Source organism: Pseudomonas sp. GZJR-8, from assembly GCF_002916705.1.
Classification (GTDB): domain Bacteria; phylum Pseudomonadota; class Gammaproteobacteria; order Pseudomonadales; family Pseudomonadaceae; genus Aquipseudomonas; species Aquipseudomonas synxantha_A.
Map to the genome: position 1 here is coordinate 201,470 of NZ_JXSI01000013.1, position 18,827 is coordinate 220,296.

General features: G+C 58.4%; 16 protein-coding genes and 1 pseudogene. 11 read left to right on the forward strand and 6 right to left on the reverse strand.

The genetic code is table 11. The features are described 5' to 3' along the window. Positions 1–251: 251 nt before the first annotated feature. A complete protein-coding gene (locus TK42_RS22910) occupies positions 252–776 on the forward strand; it encodes a hypothetical protein (RefSeq protein WP_078821409.1) in 525 nt (174 codons plus the stop codon). Positions 777–1,496: 720 nt separating this feature from the next. Here the strand turns inward: TK42_RS22910 and TK42_RS22915 are convergent. Beyond that, positions 1,497–2,516 carry an AraC family transcriptional regulator gene (locus TK42_RS22915; protein ID WP_103735212.1) on the reverse strand — a complete coding sequence of 340 codons (1,020 nt, stop codon included), beginning with the start codon at positions 2,514–2,516 and terminating at the stop codon, positions 1,497–1,499. Positions 2,517–2,684: 168 nt separating this feature from the next. On the opposite strand from TK42_RS22915, the gene efeU reads away from it, so the two are divergent. From efeU to efeO (TK42_RS22935), 4 genes are read left to right on the forward strand one after another with little or no spacing between them, the layout of a single operon-like run. After that, positions 2,685–3,530 (forward strand): iron uptake transporter permease EfeU, encoded by an 846-nt coding sequence (gene efeU, locus TK42_RS22920; protein ID WP_103735213.1) that lies wholly within the window; start codon positions 2,685–2,687, stop codon positions 3,528–3,530. A 10-nt stretch (positions 3,531–3,540) separates the two neighbouring features. Beyond that, complete coding sequence (gene efeO, locus TK42_RS22925) at positions 3,541–4,743, forward strand: iron uptake system protein EfeO (RefSeq protein WP_103735214.1); 1,203 nt, start codon at positions 3,541–3,543, stop codon at positions 4,741–4,743. A 13-nt stretch (positions 4,744–4,756) separates the two neighbouring features. Beyond that, positions 4,757–6,061 carry an iron uptake transporter deferrochelatase/peroxidase subunit gene (gene efeB, locus TK42_RS22930; RefSeq protein WP_103735215.1) on the forward strand — a complete coding sequence of 435 codons (1,305 nt, stop codon included), beginning with the start codon at positions 4,757–4,759 and terminating at the stop codon, positions 6,059–6,061. A 24-nt stretch (positions 6,062–6,085) separates the two neighbouring features. After that, positions 6,086–6,904: an iron uptake system protein EfeO gene (efeO, locus tag TK42_RS22935; RefSeq protein ID WP_103735216.1), complete on the forward strand. Its 819-nt coding sequence runs from the start codon at positions 6,086–6,088 to the stop codon at positions 6,902–6,904. Between the two features lie 69 nt (positions 6,905–6,973). On the opposite strand, the gene pssA is transcribed toward efeO (TK42_RS22935), so the two are convergent. Beyond that, positions 6,974–8,317: a CDP-diacylglycerol--serine O-phosphatidyltransferase gene (pssA, locus tag TK42_RS22940; RefSeq protein ID WP_032875119.1), complete on the reverse strand. Its 1,344-nt coding sequence runs from the start codon at positions 8,315–8,317 to the stop codon at positions 6,974–6,976. A gap of 125 nt (positions 8,318–8,442) precedes the next feature. On the opposite strand from pssA, the gene TK42_RS22945 reads away from it, so the two are divergent. Next, entirely contained in the window at positions 8,443–8,994 is a 552-nt protein-coding gene (locus tag TK42_RS22945) for a TetR/AcrR family transcriptional regulator (protein ID WP_005788500.1), read from the forward strand. Between the two features lie 56 nt (positions 8,995–9,050). Next, a complete protein-coding gene (locus TK42_RS22950) occupies positions 9,051–9,530 on the forward strand; it encodes a nuclear transport factor 2 family protein (protein ID WP_032875113.1) in 480 nt (159 codons plus the stop codon). A gap of 62 nt (positions 9,531–9,592) precedes the next feature. On the opposite strand, the gene TK42_RS22955 is transcribed toward TK42_RS22950, so the two are convergent. Together TK42_RS22955 and TK42_RS22960 are read right to left on the reverse strand one after the other, a co-directional pair. Continuing rightward, positions 9,593–10,750, reverse strand: coding sequence for a PQQ-dependent sugar dehydrogenase (locus TK42_RS22955; protein WP_103735217.1), 1,158 nt, complete (start codon positions 10,748–10,750; stop codon positions 9,593–9,595). Positions 10,751–10,762: 12 nt separating this feature from the next. Beyond that, positions 10,763–11,077: a hypothetical protein gene (locus tag TK42_RS22960; protein ID WP_078821416.1), complete on the reverse strand. Its 315-nt coding sequence runs from the start codon at positions 11,075–11,077 to the stop codon at positions 10,763–10,765. Between the two features lie 184 nt (positions 11,078–11,261). On the opposite strand from TK42_RS22960, the gene TK42_RS22965 reads away from it, so the two are divergent. Both TK42_RS22965 and ligD read left to right on the forward strand, forming a co-directional pair. After that, positions 11,262–12,101, forward strand: a complete 840-nt coding sequence (locus TK42_RS22965) for a Ku protein (RefSeq protein WP_005788504.1) — start codon at positions 11,262–11,264, stop codon at positions 12,099–12,101. A 24-nt stretch (positions 12,102–12,125) separates the two neighbouring features. Continuing rightward, on the forward strand, positions 12,126–14,645 hold the full coding sequence (gene ligD, locus TK42_RS22970; RefSeq protein WP_103735218.1) for a DNA ligase D: 2,520 nt from the start codon (positions 12,126–12,128) through the stop codon (positions 14,643–14,645). 19 nt (positions 14,646–14,664) lie between these two features. Here ligD and lpxO read toward each other — a convergent pair whose 3' ends face one another. Together lpxO and TK42_RS22980 are read right to left on the reverse strand one after the other, a co-directional pair. Beyond that, a complete protein-coding gene (lpxO, locus tag TK42_RS22975) occupies positions 14,665–15,564 on the reverse strand; it encodes a lipid A hydroxylase LpxO (protein WP_032875099.1) in 900 nt (299 codons plus the stop codon). 264 nt (positions 15,565–15,828) lie between these two features. After that, positions 15,829–17,166 carry a Wzz/FepE/Etk N-terminal domain-containing protein gene (locus TK42_RS22980; protein ID WP_103735219.1) on the reverse strand — a complete coding sequence of 446 codons (1,338 nt, stop codon included), beginning with the start codon at positions 17,164–17,166 and terminating at the stop codon, positions 15,829–15,831. Positions 17,167–17,504: 338 nt separating this feature from the next. Here TK42_RS22980 and TK42_RS22985 point away from each other — a divergent pair, with 338 nt between their 5' ends. Then, positions 17,505–17,891 carry a TIGR03067 domain-containing protein gene (locus tag TK42_RS22985; protein WP_032875090.1) on the forward strand — a complete coding sequence of 129 codons (387 nt, stop codon included), beginning with the start codon at positions 17,505–17,507 and terminating at the stop codon, positions 17,889–17,891. A 94-nt stretch (positions 17,892–17,985) separates the two neighbouring features. Continuing rightward, positions 17,986–18,508: pseudogene (locus tag TK42_RS22990) on the forward strand (hypothetical protein). Positions 18,509–18,827 lie beyond the last annotated feature (319 nt).

The window sequence follows — 18,827 nt, forward strand, 5'->3', positions numbered from 1 at the left end:
CCAGCCAATTTTTAGCCCTGCGATCCATTCGGTCGCGGGGCTTTTTTTTGCCGGGACTTCCTAAAATGTTGAAAGTAACTTCTGTAAGTCAAATAAGAAGGCCTTCGTAGGTAATGTCCTAGTCCCGCGCTGTACCTCGCCGTCAGGCTTTAATGCCTCACAACCAACTCACATTTCAGACGCCACGCGCCATTAAAGTAATACGCACATGCGTCGACAACGAAGTGTCACTTACTAATGGAGGAAGGGACATGGCTATCTTGTTGACTGCTGAACAGATGCGGTATACCAAGGCAACCAATGCGTTCGCGATCAAAAATCCAGAGCAGACAATGAATGCATTCACAATTACAGAGAAGAAGGTGGCAGCTGACACCCTACAGCTCAATGATAACAATCAAATCACCCAGCTGAAGGCTTATTTGAAAGATTATGACATGACGTCCATAAGTTCAGATGACCTAAGAAAAGTAGGGCGCACACTATTTGAGCACGAAATGATTGATATCTATGCATTCAGAATGTTCATAGGTGGTAATTTGCATACCGATGCGAAAGGTGTTCCAACAGAGACGCACGTAAAATTCAACGCAATTGCCTTATTTAATGAGCGACTGGTGGAGTACAGTGAATTCCTGGAAGACAACCCTGCAACCGCAAACGAGCATACGTTGAGATGGCGGCAGGGAATGGTTGCAGCTAATCACGCCATGGGGGCACTGGTCTATTTTGTAAACTCTTCCAATACGGCTTTATCCATAGATGAAAAAGCTTGATCCAGATGCTCGCAAATAGTGCGCCAATAACCTCGTGGCGCACTGTTTAGCTTAACGACTCAGCGACCGTATCGTGCGGTGCCAGAGTAAGATTGCACCTCCGAACCAGAATTAATCATGACGACTCGATAGGTTCCAAACACACCTGAGAAGGACGTACTACTTCCAAAGGTTCCAGCAACATCTCCCCAGGAAGCCCCGGTCTGCTTTTGAATTATCAACTGCGGCGCCCTCCCCCCACCGCTTGTGGAAGCAGAAACATCAATGGTCGCACCAGCACACCCATTAGCCGACGTTATTGTGAACGGACCATAAACTGCCGTTTCCACGCCTGGCTGCAAAAGCCCGCTATAGCTATCAGTTATATACAGACACAAGGCAGACACCTGAGCAGACAAAAGCATTAACGCAAGACACGGCAACGCAATAAGACCTTTCATAATCTCACCTCAAATCAATAAATAATTCATTTGAAAGCAGCTGATCACTTTATTTGCCCATAAGCGCACTCCACGATAAAACCACGGATCCCAGTACGCGAAGTTCAATGTTCACCAAGCAGACATTAAGTGCCCGAAAACATGGATAGGAACACGTTGCTTACAGTGCACGAAATCAAGCGCCAAATATGCCGGCCGCGTCCTAAAATATCGAAGGAGCGTTCTGTCATACTGGGGTGAAGGAATGAGTAAGAAATGTCTTACTTGCGCATAACGAAGGTTAGAACCGACTCGATTCGCTCAAAATCAAACTCCGATAATGCCCCGGATTCGACCCCACCCACTTGCGAAACGCCTTGTAGAACGAACTCGCATCGGCAAACCCCAGCCGCGTGGCAATCTCGGCAAAGCTGATCTGCGGTTCAGCCAACCACACAATCGCCAGTTCTTTGCGCACACTGTCTTTGAGGCCCTGATAAGTCTGCCCCTCTTCCGCCAGGCGCCGACGCAGGGTGGACGCAGAAATACATAGCCTGGCGGCAAGGCCCTCCGTTTCCGGCCAAGTGTCGGGAGGCATCTGCCGAAGGTCGTGCTTGATGCGCGTGGCGAGGCTTTCAGGGTCGCGGTATTTGACCAGGATGTTAGCGGGTGCATGGGCCAGAAAACGTTGGAGCTCCTGCTGACTGCGTTTGATCGGCAGGTCCAGGCAGTCGGCAGAAAAGATCATGCGGGTACGAGGTCGATCAAAGCGCAGGTTGTCGGAAAACATTACCTGGTAATCGTCACAGAAGTCCGGCTGCGCGCAACGCAGCTCAATGGCCAGGATCGGGATGCGACGCCCCGCCAGCCAGCACGCAACGCCGTGGACGATCATCCAATAAGTGAAATACGTGAACGCACGCTTGGGCTCATCGGGTTCGAGCAGGACGATCTCCGCCAGGCTCTGTTGGCGAACCAACTGTGCCGGCATGTGCTCCAGCATCAACGACAGAAACCCCAGGCCGGTTTCCAGGCCCGCCGCCAGGCTCGGTTGCGCCATGGCGGCGCGACACAGAAACGCCAGGCTACCGGATTTGAGTGCGCGCGGGTCCATGCCAAAAAACTCGTCATCCCTGCGCCGCGCCAGCAAACGCCAAAGGCGCGCATAGGCCGTGGCCGGGACACGGGCATTGGGCTGCTCAAGCAACGCAGGGTCAATCCCGACTTTGCTCAATGCCTCGACAGTGGCCGCACCAGGCGCACAGCTCTGCAACAGCGCTTCGCGCACAAGGTGGATGGAGATGGTGTCTTTTTCCGACATGGGATGTTGAGTTATCCGACTGCAAACCAGGTGGCCTGCATCATAAGGGCGGTCGCGCTTCGCCACCACTGTTCAGCCCTCGTTCAGCAAAGGTCAATATTTCTTGTTTAGCAATGAGTATCATTATGTTACAACTTAGCTTCCTAACTAGTTACGCCCTGGTGCCCGATGCTCGTTCCTTTTTTAATCATGCTGCGCGAAGGCATTGAAGCCGCCTTGATCGTTGGCATCATCGCCAGTTACTTGCAACAGACCGGGCGTGGCCAATGGATGCCCGCCGTGTGGATCGGCGTATTCCTTGCCGCTGCCCTGGCCTTGCTGGTCGGTGGCGGCCTTGAGTTGGTCAGCGCTGAATTTCCGCAAAAGCAGCAGGAATTGTTCGAAGGGATCGTAGGGCTTGTCGCAGTGGGCATCCTCAGTTCCATGGTGTTCTGGATGCGCAAGGTGGCGCGTTCGATCAAGCATACCCTGCACGAATCCCTTGACCTCGCCCTGACCGGCTCCAGGAACCAAGTGATCGCGTTGATCGCCATGGTGTTTTTCGCCGTGGCCCGCGAAGGCCTGGAGACGGTATTTTTCCTGTTGGCCGTGTTCCAGCAGAGCGAAGGCCCGGGCGCGCCGGTCGGTGCCCTGCTCGGCCTGATCCTGGCCATCGTCGTCGGTTTCCTCATCTATTCCGGCAGCATGCGCCTGAACCTCGGCGCGTTTTTCCGCTGGACCGGCCTGTTCATCCTTGTAGTGGCGGCCGGCATTCTCGCCAATTCGGTGCAAGCCCTGCATGAGGCCGGTGTGTGGAACCACTGGCAAACCGTGCTGTTCGATTTCAGCGCTGCGCTGCCCATGGATAGCCCGTTGGGCTCGGTACTGGCCGGCATGTTCGGTTATCAGGAGGCGCCGACCGTCAGCACCCTGGGTGCCTATGTGATTTACCTGGTGGTGGCCCTGGTGATGTTCTTCCTGCCCTCGGCCCCCGCCAAGCCTGTCGCCACGACTTCTTCCGTTTCCAGCCAGTAAGGACCGTCTCTTGTCCAACCCAACCCCTCAATCGGCCCCGCCATCCCGCGCCTTGCGCTGGGGTGTGGCCGGCTCGGTGGTGGTGATGATCGCCGCCGGTGGCCTGTTCTACTACGCCTCGCAATTGGCCGCGACCAAGCGCCAGACCAACCACAATGAAATCGCAGTCACGATTCACAGCCACGCCTGCGAGCCCAACGCCCTCACCGTGCCGGCCGGGCGCGCAAGCTTTCGTATCATCAACCGCTCCGACCGTGCGGTGGAGTGGGAAATCCTCGACGGTGTGCTGGTGGTCGAGGAACGGGAAAACATTGCCCCAGGCCTGAGCCAGGTGATCAACGCCAACCTGTTGCCCGGTGACTACGCCATCACCTGTGGCCTGTTGAGCAACCCGCGTGGCAGCTTGCATGTCACGCCCACGGCAGAGTCCGACGCCCAGGCCAAGGCCAAGCCGTCGATGGTGGCGTTTATCGGCCCGTTGTCGGAGTTCCGTGTGTACTTGAGCGGCCAGAGCGGTGCGCTGATCAAGGCGGTGACGGCGCTGCAACAGGCTATCGACGCCGGTGATCTGGCCCAGGCGCAGGCCCTGTATGTGCCGGCCCGTGAGGCGTATCAGCGCCTGGCGCCTGCCTCTCAACGCCTGGCCGAATTGGATAACGCAATCAACGCCCGCGCCGACTACTTTGAAAAGCGCGAGCAGGACCCGGCCTTCAGCGGCTTCCATCGCCTCGAATACAGCCTGTTCCAGCAACACAGTCTCGACGGCCTGGCGCCGGTCGCGCAACGCCTGGTGGCCGACGTCACCAAGCTCAAGCAACAATTGCTGGCGCAATCGCTGCCCCCAGAGCAACTGGTGAGCATTGTGGTACGCAACCTCAACAGCCTGGCGGATGTACGTGCCCGCAGTGGTGAAGAGGAGCGCTACAGCCATATCGATCTGAACGGCTTTGCCGCCAACCTGGACGTGGCTCGTAAAGTGGTCGACTTGATGCGCCCGCTACTGGGCAAGTCCGCAGCCGGCTTGCTGCCCGATATCGACAGCGCGCTGAATGCCTTCGACGCCGAACTCGCTGCATTCAAAGTCGGCAATACCTACAGCACGTACGACAGCATCGCCGCCGATCAGCGCCAGCAGATCGCCGACAAGGCCAAGGCACTGGCCGCCGCACTCGATGGAATCGACCCCGCCCTTGGCCTTTCCGGCCTGCAGTGAGACGAACGCATACATGAGTGATTCAAAACAGCTAAACCTTGCGCGCCGCCGCGTCCTGCTGGGCATGGCGGCCACCGGCGCGGCCATCGCCGGCAGCACCTTGACCTGCCCGGCCATGGCCGCAGCGGCCGAGCAAGTCACCAGCGCTCCGCGCAGCGACAAGACCCACGACCACCAGGCTTTTTTCGGTCAGCATCAGAGCGGCATTGTCACCCCGCGCCCGGCCTGCGGCATGGTGGTGGCCTTCGACGTACTGGCCAGCGACCGCGAGGACCTCGAACGTTTGTTCCGCACCCTGAACGAGCGTATCGCGTTCCTGATGAGCGGCGGCACCGTGCCGCAGGTCGACCCGAAACTGCCACCCACCGACTCCGGCATCCTTGGCCCGGTGGTTACCCCAGATAACCTGACCATCACCGTGTCGATCGGCGAATCGTTGTTCGATGAGCGCTTCGGCCTCAGTGCCGTCAAGCCCAAGCGCCTGATCCGCATGGTGGGTTTCCCCAACGATGCACTGGAGCCGGCGCAGTGCCACGGCGACCTGAGCCTGCAGTTCAGTTCCAACACGCCCGATACCAACATCCACGCCCTGCGCGATATCGTGAAAAACCTGCCTGACTTGCTGCTGGTGCGCTGGAAACAAGAAGGCAGCGTGCCGCCCCAGGCCCCGGCCAAGCCCGGCGAACCGGCGCAGAGTGCGCGTAACTTCCTGGGTTTTCGCGACGGTTCGGCCAACCCCGACTCCAACGATGCCAAGGCCATGGACCAGATCGTCTGGGTGCAACCGAGCAGCGACGAACCCGCCTGGGCGGCCCATGGCAGTTACCAGGCCGTGCGTATCATCCGCAACTTTGTCGAGCGCTGGGATCGCACCCCACTGCAAGAACAGGAAAGCATCATCGGCCGCGTCAAACCCACCGGCGCCCCCATGGATGGCCAGCATGAAACCCAGGTGCCGGACTACAGCAAAGACCCGCATGGCAAGTTGACCAAGCTTGATGCGCACATCCGCCTGGCCAACCCGCGCACCCCGCAGACCCAGGCCAACCTGATCCTGCGGCGGCCGTTCAACTACTCCAACGGCGTCAACAAAAACGGTCAGCTGGACATGGGCCTATTGTTCATCTGCTATCAGGCTGACCTGGAGAAAGGCTTTATCAGCGTGCAAACGCGGCTCAACGGCGAACCGCTGGAGGAATACCTCAAGCCGGTCGGCGGCGGGTATTTCTTCACCTTGCCCGGCGTCACCGGCCCTGAGGATTTCATCGGGCGCACGCTGCTTGCTGCAACGCACTCCACCACCCCTGCCAAGACCTGAAACACACCAGAGCGGAATGCCCCCATGAAGAAGTCGTCTATCGCGTTGTCGTTGTTAATGAGCCTTGCGCCGCTGGCTGCCTTCGCCGCTACCGCGCCGCTCGACCTGGTAGGCCCGGTATCGGACTACAAGATCTACGTTACCGAGGAAATCGGCGAACTGCTCACCCAGACCCAGGCGTTTACCAACGCCATCAATAAAGGTGACCTGGCCACCGCCAAGAAGCTCTATGCGCCGACCCGCGTGCACTATGAGGCCATCGAGCCGATCGCCGAGCTGTTCAGCGACCTCGACGCGTCCATCGATTCGCGTGTCGATGACCATGAAAAAGGTGTAACGGCCGAAGACTTCACCGGTTTTCACCGGATTGAATACGCGCTGTTCGCGCAAAACTCGACCAAGGGCCTGGAAGCACTGACCGCCAAGCTCAATACCGATGTGAACGATCTCAAGACGCGGGTCGATGGCCTGACCTTCCCGCCGGAAAAAGTCGTCGGCGGCGCTGCGGCGCTGCTGGAGGAAGTCGCTGCCACCAAGATCTCCGGCGAAGAAGACCGCTACAGCCATACCGACCTGTATGACTTCCAGGGCAACATCGACGGTGCGAAGAAAATCGTCGATTTGTTCCGTGGCCAGATCGGGCAGCAGGACCAGGCGTTCCTGGCCAAGGTCGATAAAAACTTCGCCACCGTGGACAAGATCCTGGCCAAGTACAAGACCCAGGATGGCGGCTTTGAAACCTACGACAAGGTCAAGGACAACGACCGCAAGGCCCTGGTAGGCCCGGTCAACACCCTGGCTGAAGACTTGTCGATGCTGCGCGGCAAGCTGGGTTTGAATTAAAGGCTACCGGCAAAAAAAATACCCAGGCCCTGTTGAGGGCCTGGGTGTTTTTTGCCTGCGGGATAACGGCTACAAAATGCGGTACAGCAAACGCTCAATGCGCACTCGGCTGACCCGACGCAGGAATTTACCCACTGCCGGCGGGTAATCAACCAACGTCTGCAATTGCTGGTAGCCCCGGATACGCGTGGTGTGCTGGAAAATCTGCGCCAGCTCGGTACGCCGCGGCTCCAGCCATTGGCCCTTGGGGTCGTCGATCAGCAAGCCGTTTTCCAGGTCGAGGCGAAATGCCCTGGGGTTGAGGTTGTTGCCGGTCAGCAAGGTATAGCGCTGGTCAACCCACATGCCCTTAAGGTGGTAGGTGTTGTCGCCATCGCGCCACAGGTGCAGGTTCAACTGGCCGCTGTCGATCATCGGCTGGTGACGCTTGGCAAAGCGCCGCAGGCTGATCTCATATAGATAAGGCAAGGCCGCGATCACCTTGAACGGCTCGCTGGGCGGAATATAGAAGTCGTTGGCCGTCTTGTCGCCGACCACGATGTCGATCTTCACCCCACGTGCCAGTGCGCGGTTGATCTCGCGGGTCACCGGCAACGGCAGGTTGAAATACGGGGTGCAGATGGTCAACTGCTGCTGGGCGCTGGCGATCAGCTCCAGAATGACCCGGCTCAGGGGGTTGTTCTTGCCAACGCCGAGCAACGGGCTCACCGAGAGGTGACCATTGGGCAACTGCCCGGCCGTGGTGTCATAGGCCGCGTGCTTGAGACGGCTGCGCAGGTCGCCGATATCGTTGCGCAGGCTGCGGGTGGTCGGCGGGTTGGGCAGGTCCAGGCGGTGCACGGCCTTGGATGCCACCAGGCCGTGCTCGATCAGGTGTTGCATAGAATCGGCCAGCACCTGGCTATGGATCAGGTGGTAACGATCAAAGCGGTACTTGTCGAACTTGTGCAAATACACATTGTTGAGGCTGGCGCCGCTGTACAGCACGCTGTCATCGATCACAAAGCCCTTGAGGTGCAATACGCCAAACAGCTCGCGGGTTTGCACCGGCACGCCATACACCGGCACTTCGCTGGCGTGGCTTTGCGTCATGGCCTGGTACCAGGCGCTGTTGCCCGGCTGCTTGCCGGCGCCAATCAAGCCACGCTGGGCGCGCAACCAGTCGACCATCACCACGATGTCCAACTCCGGCCGTGCCGCCTTGGCAGCGTGAAGCGCGTCGTAGATCTCCTGCCCCGCTTCGTCGTGCTGCAAGTACAAGGCGACGATGTAGATGCGACGCGTCGCCTGGGAGATTTTTTCCAGCAGGCAGCGACGATAGGCATCGGCGCCGGACAGCACCTCGATGGCCTCCGGGGACAGCGGGAAACCGCGTAGTTTGGGCAACAGGGAGCGTTTGAAGAACGACGGCATAGGGCTCGCAATGGGTCGAATCCGAAGAGGTCCAGAGCTTACACCATGGGGCTGCTCAGGTCTCGCCGTACGGCATGGAAAAAAGCCGGTTGACCAAGAAGAACGATCGTTCTACTGTAGTAAGCATGAACGACATAACCCGCGACATTATCCTCGACGTCACCGAAAAGCTGATCTATCGCCATGGCATCGCCGCCACCGGCATGGACTTGCTGGTAAAAACCGCTGGCGTATCGAGAAAAAGCATCTATCGCTATTTCGCCAACAAGGACGAGTTGGTGATTGCCGCCCTACAGCGTCGCGACGAACGCTGGATGCAGTGGCTGCGCAGCGAAGTGGAACGCAGCGACAACAGCGGCGAGCGCTTGCTGGCGCTGTTCAGCGCCCTGAAAAGCTGGTTCGGTTCCGCGGATTTTCGCGGCTGCGCCTTTATCAACACCAGTGGCGAAACCGGCAACGCTCAAGATCCGGTGCGCCTGCTGGCCAAGGCCCATAAACACAAACTGTTCGAGTACGCACTTGAACTGTGTCAAGCACATGGCACCCCCGACCCGCAACAGCAGGCCGCGCAACTGCTGATCCTGATCGATGGCGCCATTACCGTTGCCCTGATCATGGGTGATTCAACAGCTGCCGATAATGCGCAATGCATGGCGCGAACGTTATTGGGACTTTGAATTCTCGGAATTGGCAACTTCTATCATTCAACCCTATTGTTTTAAGGAGCCACCCCATGTCAGCCAATGCACAAGCCCGCCCGCCCCTACCGCCCTTTACTCGCGAGTCAGCCATCGAAAAAGTCCGGCTGGCCGAGGACGGCTGGAACTCCCGCGACCCAGAACGGGTTTCCCTGGCCTACACCCTGGACACCCAGTGGCGTAACCGCGCCGAATTCGCCCACAACCGCGAAGAAGCCAGGCAGTTCCTGAGCCGTAAATGGGCCAGGGAACTGGATTATCGATTGATCAAGGAGTTGTGGGCGTTCACCGGCAACCGCATCGCCGTGCGCTATGCCTATGAGTGGCATGACGACTCCGGCAACTGGTTTCGTTCCTACGGAAATGAAAACTGGGAGTTCGATGAGAACGGCCTGATGGCCAACCGCTTTGCCTGCATCAACGATAAGCCGATCCAGGAAAGCGAACGCAAGTTCCACTGGCCGCTGGGGCGTCGCCCGGATGATCATCCGGGCTTGTCAGACCTAGGGCTGTAGCTCTCTTACCCTTTGTAGGAGCGAGCTTGCTCGCTCCTACAAAAAGCGATTACCGAAAGGCATCAGTCCTGATTCAGCCCGACCCGATACAACACTCCATTATCCTCATCCGTCAGCACATACAGAAACCCATCCGGCCCCTGCCGCACGTCACGAATTCGCGCTTTCAACTCGCCCAGCAAACGTTCCTCGTGAACGACCCTGTCACCCTCGAACTGCAACCGAATCAACTCCTGAGTGCCCAGCGCACCGATAAACAGATTGTGCTGCCACACCTTGAACCGGTCGGCGTCATAGAACGCCATGCCGCTGATGGCCGGGGACTTCTCCCAGACATGATGGGGCTGCACCGTGCCTTCTGCCGTTTTGCCCTTGGCTTCGGGAATCGGTAGCAGAGAGTAGTTGATGCCGTGGGTCGCCAGCGGCCACCCGTAGTTCTTGCCGCGCTCGATGATGTTCACTTCATCGCCCCCACGCGGCCCATGCTCGTTTTCCCAGATCGTGCCGCTCCACGGGTTCAGCGCCAGGCCCTGTGGGTTACGCTGGCCGTAGGACCAGATCTCGGGACGTACACCGGGTTGACCGACGAAGGGGTTGTCATCCGGTACGCGGCCATCTGGATAGATGCGCACAACTTTGCCTTGCAGCTTGTCCAGGTCCTGGGCGGTCGGGCGGTCGTTGTTCTCGCCCAGGGTCACGAACAGATAGCCGTCACGATCGAACGCCAGGCGCGAGCCGAAGTGGTTGCCGGTAGACAGCTTGGGCTCCTGGCGCAGGATCACCTTGAAGTCCTCCAGGCCGCTCATGTCAGCGGACAGGCGCCCGCGCCCCACAGCGGTTCCGGCTTTGCCATCCTGCCCGCCGCCTTCGGCGTACGACAGGTAGACCATACGGTCCTGCTTGAAGTCGGGTGACAACACCACATCCAGTAACCCGCCCTGCCCCTTGGCCCAGACTTGCGGCACCCCCTTCAACGGAGCGGAAAGCTTACCGTCGGGGCTGACAAATCGCAGATGCCCGGGAAGCTCGGTCACCAGGAAGCCCTGCTGATCCGGTAGAAACGCCAGCGCCCAGGGATGATCCAGGCCTTTGGCGATCGGCGTGACGGTGATGCTGCCTTGCTCGCTGGGGAATTGCTGGCTATCGGCGGCATAAACGGTGGTCAACGGCAGCAGCGTGGCGGCACAGACAGCCGCTAGCAGAGTTTTGCGTAGAAACATAAGGCGAAGTCCTTACCGGCGATTGCCGTTGGCATCATAGGTGGGTGCTTTGGTTTCGGTGGCCGGGCGACTGGGAGCTACGTCGCGCTTGGGATACGTATTGCCGATTCCGCGGTTTTCCACGGTCGGCCGAGGGCCGGTGGGCGCAGTCTGGATACCGCCGGCCGCAGGTGCATTGGGCTGAGTGCCCTGCATGCTATTGGGGTTGGCCCGGTGAATCGGGCTGTTATTGGTGTCATATTGGCCCGGCAGGTTTTGCGCCTGGGCCCAAGGCGCCAGGGCCAGGCCCAGCGCAAGTACTGCAAGATAACGTACATAAGCATTCATGACGGAGCCTCTCTATGCCGAGTACTACGTGCTTTCGATAACACGCTACGCCATGGGTTCGGCTTGCGACACTAAATAGTTTCTCATCAGGTGTAACACGATCTGTCCGAGCATCTGCCCGCCGAAACTTTTGCCGCGGCCTGCGAGTCACCAGAACAGGCTCACTTTTTAAGGAATCGGAGTTATGCCACGGGCAATCTGGAAAGGCGCTATCAGTTTCGGTCTGGTTCATATCCCGGTGTCGCTGGTCTCGGCGACATCTTCCCAAGGCGTTGATTTCGACTGGCTGGACAAACGCAGCATGGACCCGGTCGGCTACAAGCGCATCAACAAAACCACGGGCAAGGAAGTCACCAAGGAACATATCGTCAAGGGCGTCGCCTTTGAGAAGGGCCGTTATGTGGTGCTCAGCGAAGATGAAATTCGCTCGGCCCATCCGAAATCGACCCAGACCATTGAGATCATCGCGTTTGTCGCCGCTGACCAGATCCCCCTGCAAAACATCGACACGCCCTACTTCCTGGCGCCGGACAAACGTGGCGGCAAGGTCTATGCACTGCTGCGCGAAACCCTGAAGAAAACCGGCAAGGTCGCCCTGGCCAATGTGGTGCTGCATACCAAACAGCACTTGGCCGCGTTGATGCCGCTCGAATCGGCCCTGGTACTGGTGATGCTGCGCTGGCCCGCAGAAGTGCGCAGCCTGGACGAGCTGGAACTCGGTGCCGATGTAACCAAACCGACCCTGGCCAAGGGTGAATTGGACATGGCCAAGCGCCTGGTGGAAGACATGAGTGCAGACTGGCAACCCGATGAGTACCGCGACAGCTTCCAGGACAAGATCATGGCGCTGGTGGCGAAAAAGGCCAAGGCCGGCAAGATCGAAGACGTGGAGTCGAGCCAAGACAGCGAAGAGCGCAAATCCGCCGACGTTATCGACCTGACCGAACTGCTTAAACGCAGCCTGGCGGGCAAACCCGCGGCGAAAAAGCCCGCCGCGAAGAAATCCAACAAAAAGGCCTCTTGAGCCTGCCATTGACTGGAGCGCGACATGGCAAAGCTCCTGAGCGAATACAACCGCAAGCGCGATTTCAAGATCACCGCCGAACCCGCCGGCAGCTCACCCGCCAGCAAGCGGAAAGCCTCGGCGCTGAGCTTCGTGATTCAAAAGCATGATGCGCGCAACCTGCATTATGACTTTCGCCTGGAACTCGACGGCGTGCTGTTGAGCTGGGCGGTGCCCAAGGGCCCGAGCCTGGACCCAAGCCAGAAGCGCCTGGCGGTCCACGTTGAAGACCACCCCCTGAGCTATGGCGGTTTCGAGGGCAGCATCCCAGCCGGCCAATATGGCGCAGGCGATGTGATTGTGTGGGACCGAGGTATCTGGCAACCCCATGACGAGCCGCGCAAAGCCTATGCGGCCGGCAAGCTCAAGTTCACGCTGGTGGGCGAAAAACTCGCTGGGGATTGGACCCTGGTACGCACCCGACTCAAGGGTAGTGGCGACAAGGAGCAGTGGCTACTGATCAAGGAAAAAGACCAGCAGGCACGCCCCGCTTCTGAATACGATATTGTCGACGCCGAGCCTGCCAGCGTGCTCAGCGATGCGGTGGTCGGCACGCCCAAGGCCAAGGTCCCAGTCAAAAAAAAGCCAGCGCCAAAGGCCAAGGCCCGCACGCAAGTGAGCGCCATACCCGAAGAATTTGCCCCGCAATTGGCGACCTTGGTCGATCGCGCCCCCGAGGGCGATTGGAGCTACGAGATCAAGTTCGACGGTTATCGCATTCTCGCGCGCATCCATGACGGTCAAGTGCGCCTGTTCACTCGCAACGGCCACGACTGGACCGAACGCCTGCCGCGCCAGGCCAAAGCCTTGCAAGCCCTCAAGCTCAAGGACAGCTGGCTGGATGGCGAAGTGGTCAGCCTCAACGGCGACGGGTTGCCGGATTTCCAGGCGTTGCAGAATGCCTTCGATATCGGCCGCAGCCTGGACATCGTCTATTACCTATTTGATGCCCCCTTCCTGAACGGCCGTGATCAACGCGAAGATCCGGTCGAGGAGCGTCGGGCTGCGCTTAAAGCTGCGCTCGCCGGCAGCAAAAGCAAACTGCTGCGTTTCTCCGAAGCCTTTGCCGCCAACCACCGCGATATTTTCGAAAGCGCCTGCGACCTGGCGCTCGAAGGCGTGATCGGCAAGCGTGCAGGCAGCCCCTATGTGTCCCGCCGCAGTGCTGACTGGATCAAGCTCAAATGCCGCCTGCGCCAGGAGTTTGTGATTGTTGGCTACACCCGCCCTCAGGGTTCGCGCAGCGGGTTTGGCGCGCTGCTGCTGGCCGTCAACGATGAAACCGGGCTGGTATATGCCGGGCGTGTGGGCTCCGGATTTGATCAGGCCACGTTGAAATCCATCTACGCCAAGCTCACGCCATTGGAGCGCAAGGACTCGCCCTTGCAAAAGCCTTTGACCAGCACCCAGGCCCGTGGCGTGCATTGGGTCGAGCCGCGCCTGGTGGGTGAAGTGCAATTCGCCGAATGGACGCGTGAAGGCGTGGTGCGCCAGGCGGCCTTTGTGGGGCTGCGCACTGATAAGCCTGCGTCGCAGATAATTCATGAACAGCCGCGTGCGGCAAAGTCGGTCAATGCCTCGAAGAAGCAGAAAACCGATAAAGCCGACAACGCGGTGAAGAACGTGAAAATCACCCACCCCGATCGCATTATCGACAAGCACAGTGGCACGCAAAAACAGCAATTGGCGCAGTTCTACGCCGACATCAGCGAATGGATCCTGCCGTTCCTGCGCGGTCGTCCTGTGTCGCTGCTGCGCGCACCCGAAGGCATCGAAGGGGAGCAGTTTTTTCAGAAGCACTCCGAACGCATGGCAATTCCCCACATCAAGCAACTGGATCAGGCCCTGGATCCCGGTCATGCACGCCTGATGGAGGTAGACAGCGCAGAGGCGCTGGCCGGCGCCGTGCAAATGGGCACTGTCGAGTTGCATACCTGGGGCGCCACTACGGACAAGATTGAAACCCCTGACCTGTTCGTCCTGGACCTCGACCCGGACCCGGCCCTGCCTTGGAAATCCATGTTGGAAGCGGCCGAACTGACCCTGTCGGTGCTGGATGAGCTGGGCTTGCAAGCCTTCGTCAAGACCAGCGGCGGTAAAGGTCTGCACCTGATCGTGCCGCTGGCCCGGCGTGATGGCTGGGACGCCGTCAAGGCATTCGCCAAGGCCATTGCCCAATTTATGAGCCAGCAACTGCCCGAACGCTTTACCGCCACCAGCGGCCCTAAAAACCGTGTGGGCAAGATCTTTATCGACTACCTGCGCAATGCCCGTGGCGCCAGCACTGTGGCGGCATACTCCGTGCGTGCACGGCCGGGTCTGCCGGTATCGGTGCCGGTCAGTCGGGAAGAATTGAAAGGATTGCGCGGGGCCCAGCAGTGGACGGTGGCGAACCTGCATGAGCGTCTGCAGGGGTTGAAGGGCGACCCATGGGCCGGCTATGCCAATCGGCAGAAAATCGGCAAGAAGATGTGGGACAAGCTGGGCGCAAAACCACCGCAGTGATTCGCGCCCGGCACAGGGTTCAGATAAGAATGAAGATCAGCGCCAGACCGGCAAAGATCGCCCATTTTTCCAGGTAGTAGCGTGTGCGGTTGCGCTTTTTGAGCTCTTTGCCGCGCAGGCGGATCTTGTACAAGCGGGTAAAGGCGCGGTTGAGGCCGCCGGTCTTGTCGCCATCATCATTGGGCGAGCCTGCAGCGGCCATTACATTGCGGCTGAACCAACGGTTGAATGCCGCCGCCCAGCGGTACTTCATCGGGCGTTCGATATCGCAGAACAGAATGATGCGGTTCTGCTGGGTGGTGTTTTCTGCGTAGTGAATGTAGGTCTCGTCGAACATCACCGGCTCGCCGTCGCGCCAGTAATAGCTCTCGCCATCCACATTGATGTAGCACCCTGGGTCGTTGGGCGTATCGAGCCCCAGGTGATACCGATAGGAGCCCGCGTACGGGTCACGGTGGCGCACCAGCTTGGAGCCCGGTGGCAGTTCGGCGAACATCGCGGCCTTGATCGAGCCGATCCCTTGCACCAACTCGGTGGTGCGCGGGCACAGCTTCATCGCCGAAGGGTGGCTGTCGCCATACCACTTGAGGTAAAAGCGCTTCCAGCCCGACTTGAAAAACGAGTTGAAACCCACGTCGTTGTACTGATCCGAACGTTTGATCTCCCCGGCCCGCATCAGGTTCTGGCCTTCCTCGCGGATCTCTTGCCAATGTTCCTGCAGGGGGCTCAGGTCTGGAAAATCGCTGGGCGACAGATAGGGACGGCTGGGCTGCTTGGAGAACAAGTACAGGAAACAGTTGATCGGCGCCAGGAACGTCGAGTGATCGCTAAGCTGGCGACCCAGCTTGTGTCGCACCCGACCACGCAGGTGTACATACGCAATGGAGGCAACGTAGAGAGCAACAATGATGAGTTTCAAGGGATTCGTCACAAGTCAGGGAGAGAACAGGCTGCTCCTGCGGGCCCACAACGGCCGAGGATGGATATGCAGCACCTGAAATCACAATTCACGTACAGGTGACACGGCAGGCTGGGCGACCTGCGGCGTGTAACCATTGGCCGTTATTTAGCCATACTTTGTAACCAAAGGTTAACTAAGAATTGTGAAAAGCTGTCTACTGAGTGTGCTGGGGAAGGGAACAGGCGGGCGTTCCCGCCCACCTGCTTAAAGGTTTTGCTGAAATTATTGCGGGGTGTCCTTAATCTCGCGGCGGGGCAAACTGCCGTCTCCCAACGCCGTAAAGGGTACGGCCTGGCTGCGGCTGCGGATGAAGTAGCGAATCAGCGCGATCATGAGTCCCACCAACAGGCCGCCCACCAGACTCAAAGCAATGATCAGCGATTTTTTCGGTTTGATCGGCGCCAGAGGCTCTTGGGCGCGGCGGTCGACCGTTACCAGCTTGAGGTTGCTCATGTCGATGTTCAAGCCACGCAGCCTGGCAACTTCAGCACGAAGCGGCTCGACGTCCTGCAGGAATATGTCCTCATTGCCGCGCTTGCGCAGCACCTCGACTTCGCGGTTGCTTTCGAGCAGTTGCAAATCCTTGCCGATCTCGGCAATTCGCGGGTTGGTGAAGTCATCGCTGGTGCGCTGTTGCAGCGCAGCGCGTTCGGCTTCCAGAGCCTCGGTGCCCATGAAGTACAGCGGGATCTTTTGATTGTTCACCTCTGTGCGCATGACCTGGCTCGACCCACTGCGCGTGGAGTCCGCCATGGAAGATGGTGTCGTCGGGGTGCGGATGCCCATGGACTTGGCAATGGCGATGGCTTCCGCCAGCTCGGCCAGGCGATTGGTACGCTCCATCTTCATCTGCAAGCGCAGCGCGCTGAGCTCATCCTGCAACTGGGCACGCTTGAGTCGGTCAGCCTCGAGCAACTTGGCGATCTTGGATTCCTTTTCCGTATCGTAGTTGTCACGGGCGGCGTCGATCTTGCCTTTGAGTTCGCTCAAGCGGTTATTGACGATCACCTTGAGGTCGGCGCCAACCTGCTGACGCTCGGCGGCGATGGCGTAGTCTACAAAGCCGTTGAGGATCGCGACACCATCAACGTCTGTCGGGTATTGCAGTTCCAAGCGAATATAGCTGCTCAGCGAGTCTGATTTCTTCGGGTCCGGCAAGATCAGGTTGACAGAGTTTCGATTGAACGCCTCAAAGCTTTGCTCAAGGCTCTGCCCCGGCTTCTTGAACGCCTTGAACAATTCCTCGTGTTCCTTGAAAAATCCCAAGCGCGCCTCGTAAGAGTCTAACTGTGCTCCCACTTTCATCAGGGCGTCAGCGGGAGGCAACTTATAGACTTCCGAACGGTTCAACGCATCCAGTTCATTGATTGCCGCAGGCCGCAGCACACTGCTGACTTCATAAGTCTTGGGTGCCAGGAACGCGTACCCTGCCCCTAATACGCCCACCAGAAGCGTACATCCGACTACCAGCTTTTTTTGTCGCCAGATGGCGTGAAACAATTCAAACAAGTCAATTTCATCAGACGCTACGGAGGGCGGGAGCGGGGAAGTGCGATTCAAAATAAGAACACCTTAAAATAATACTAAAAGGCCATCATTCTCAGAAACCTAAATGGCTTCAAAAATCAGGGACAACGCCCTGGATACGCCGGACCGGTGGCGATGTGACCACTTAGCCAGCCGAAATATCCCACATTTCCAAGGATTATTTCGGTTTTATATCGAGGAGTAGTACAAATGGCGCAGCATTGTCGGACTTGCGCGCTTGCAAGCATAGTCAATAGAACATCAAAATGCTGTCAAATAGCTGTCTTCTAAAGAAAAAACTTATCCGCCTACGTCGTGGTTGCGTACCTGATGCAACGGGGCGCTTCCCTGATCAGCAATAAGGAATTTGCATGCTGTCTGTTTCAACTCTCGATTTACGCGGCTTACAAGGCACCTGGGAGCAGACTGCCCTTGAAGACAGTGGCATCCTCAACCCCGCCGACGCCCACAGTGCGCCAGGGGCTATTACCACCATCACGGGCGATTGCTTCGAAGTGACCACCGTCAATGGTGATCAACTGCTGGCGGGCCGTTTTTTCCTGGATGCCAGTACCACGCCCAAAAGCATTACCTGGATTGACGCTATCGGCGATGACGCGGGCAAGCAGCTTCCCGCCAGTTACCGGCTCGACGGCGATGATTTCGTATTTATCGCAGCGGATGAAGGCATGCCCAGGCCCACCGTATTCAGCACCGGCCCTGGGCAAACCATGCGCACCTTCGTGCGGCGCTCATGAGTTACCTCTGTAATTAGATGGACTCGCCCAAGCCGAGGCGTCTATGCGCCACGGTGGCATTCTTATAGAAGCCAACGACAGCGAGGGCGAGCCCATGAAAAAGCATACGACGATCAATCAGTCTTTGTCAGCCGATGTATCTACTTGCGTAAACGTCGCGGTAGACCTTGCCAAAAAGGTCTTCCAGGTGGCCGGTGAGAATGCGCTCGGCCAGGTGATATTCGAGGATCGGATTAAGTCACGAGAGGCCTTTCAAACCTTTCTTCTTAAGCTTCCAGCAAGCGTGACGGTGCTGGTGGAAACCGGGCCAGGTGCTCAGGCATGGGCGCGATTACTGCAAGCACAGGGCAATTTCGGCAAGATGAGCAAGAAGGGTGATGCGTATTTGCGCAGCCTGGCGGTCCAGGGGGCCCACGCCGTGTTAAGACAGGTGCGACCGGATTCAGAACAGCCCGACGACCAGCGGCTACAGCGTTGGGTATCTCGCCTTAGGGCGCAAGGAAGCGGCGGTGCGTTTGGCCAACCGCAACCTGCGTATCCTCTGGCGGCTCTTGCAAAGCGACCAGACTTATCGACGTCAGCCAGGCAATAGTCAGGAGGCTGCGATGAGCCACTGATTTACAGAGTTCTGCCACCGGGGCGTTTAGCCGCTCCAACCCGCGCTAACGAACATTGACCCCTGGTCAGACCGTCGCGAATTGATGCCTGCGCTCCTACCGGCCCTTGAGGCCCTTTTTGTAATGGGCAGATCGCGAGCTGATCCAATGTTGGCCAGAAGCTGTTTGGAGCTTCCTCGGATAGGCCTGATACATAGATGCAACCGGGTACCAATGTTTGAAAAGCGGGTTGAAAGTGGGGGCGAGTCCATACATACATAGCCGACTACCCGGCCCACTGACCGGTGCTGATGGGTTACCTGGGGCTGTTCGGCGCGGC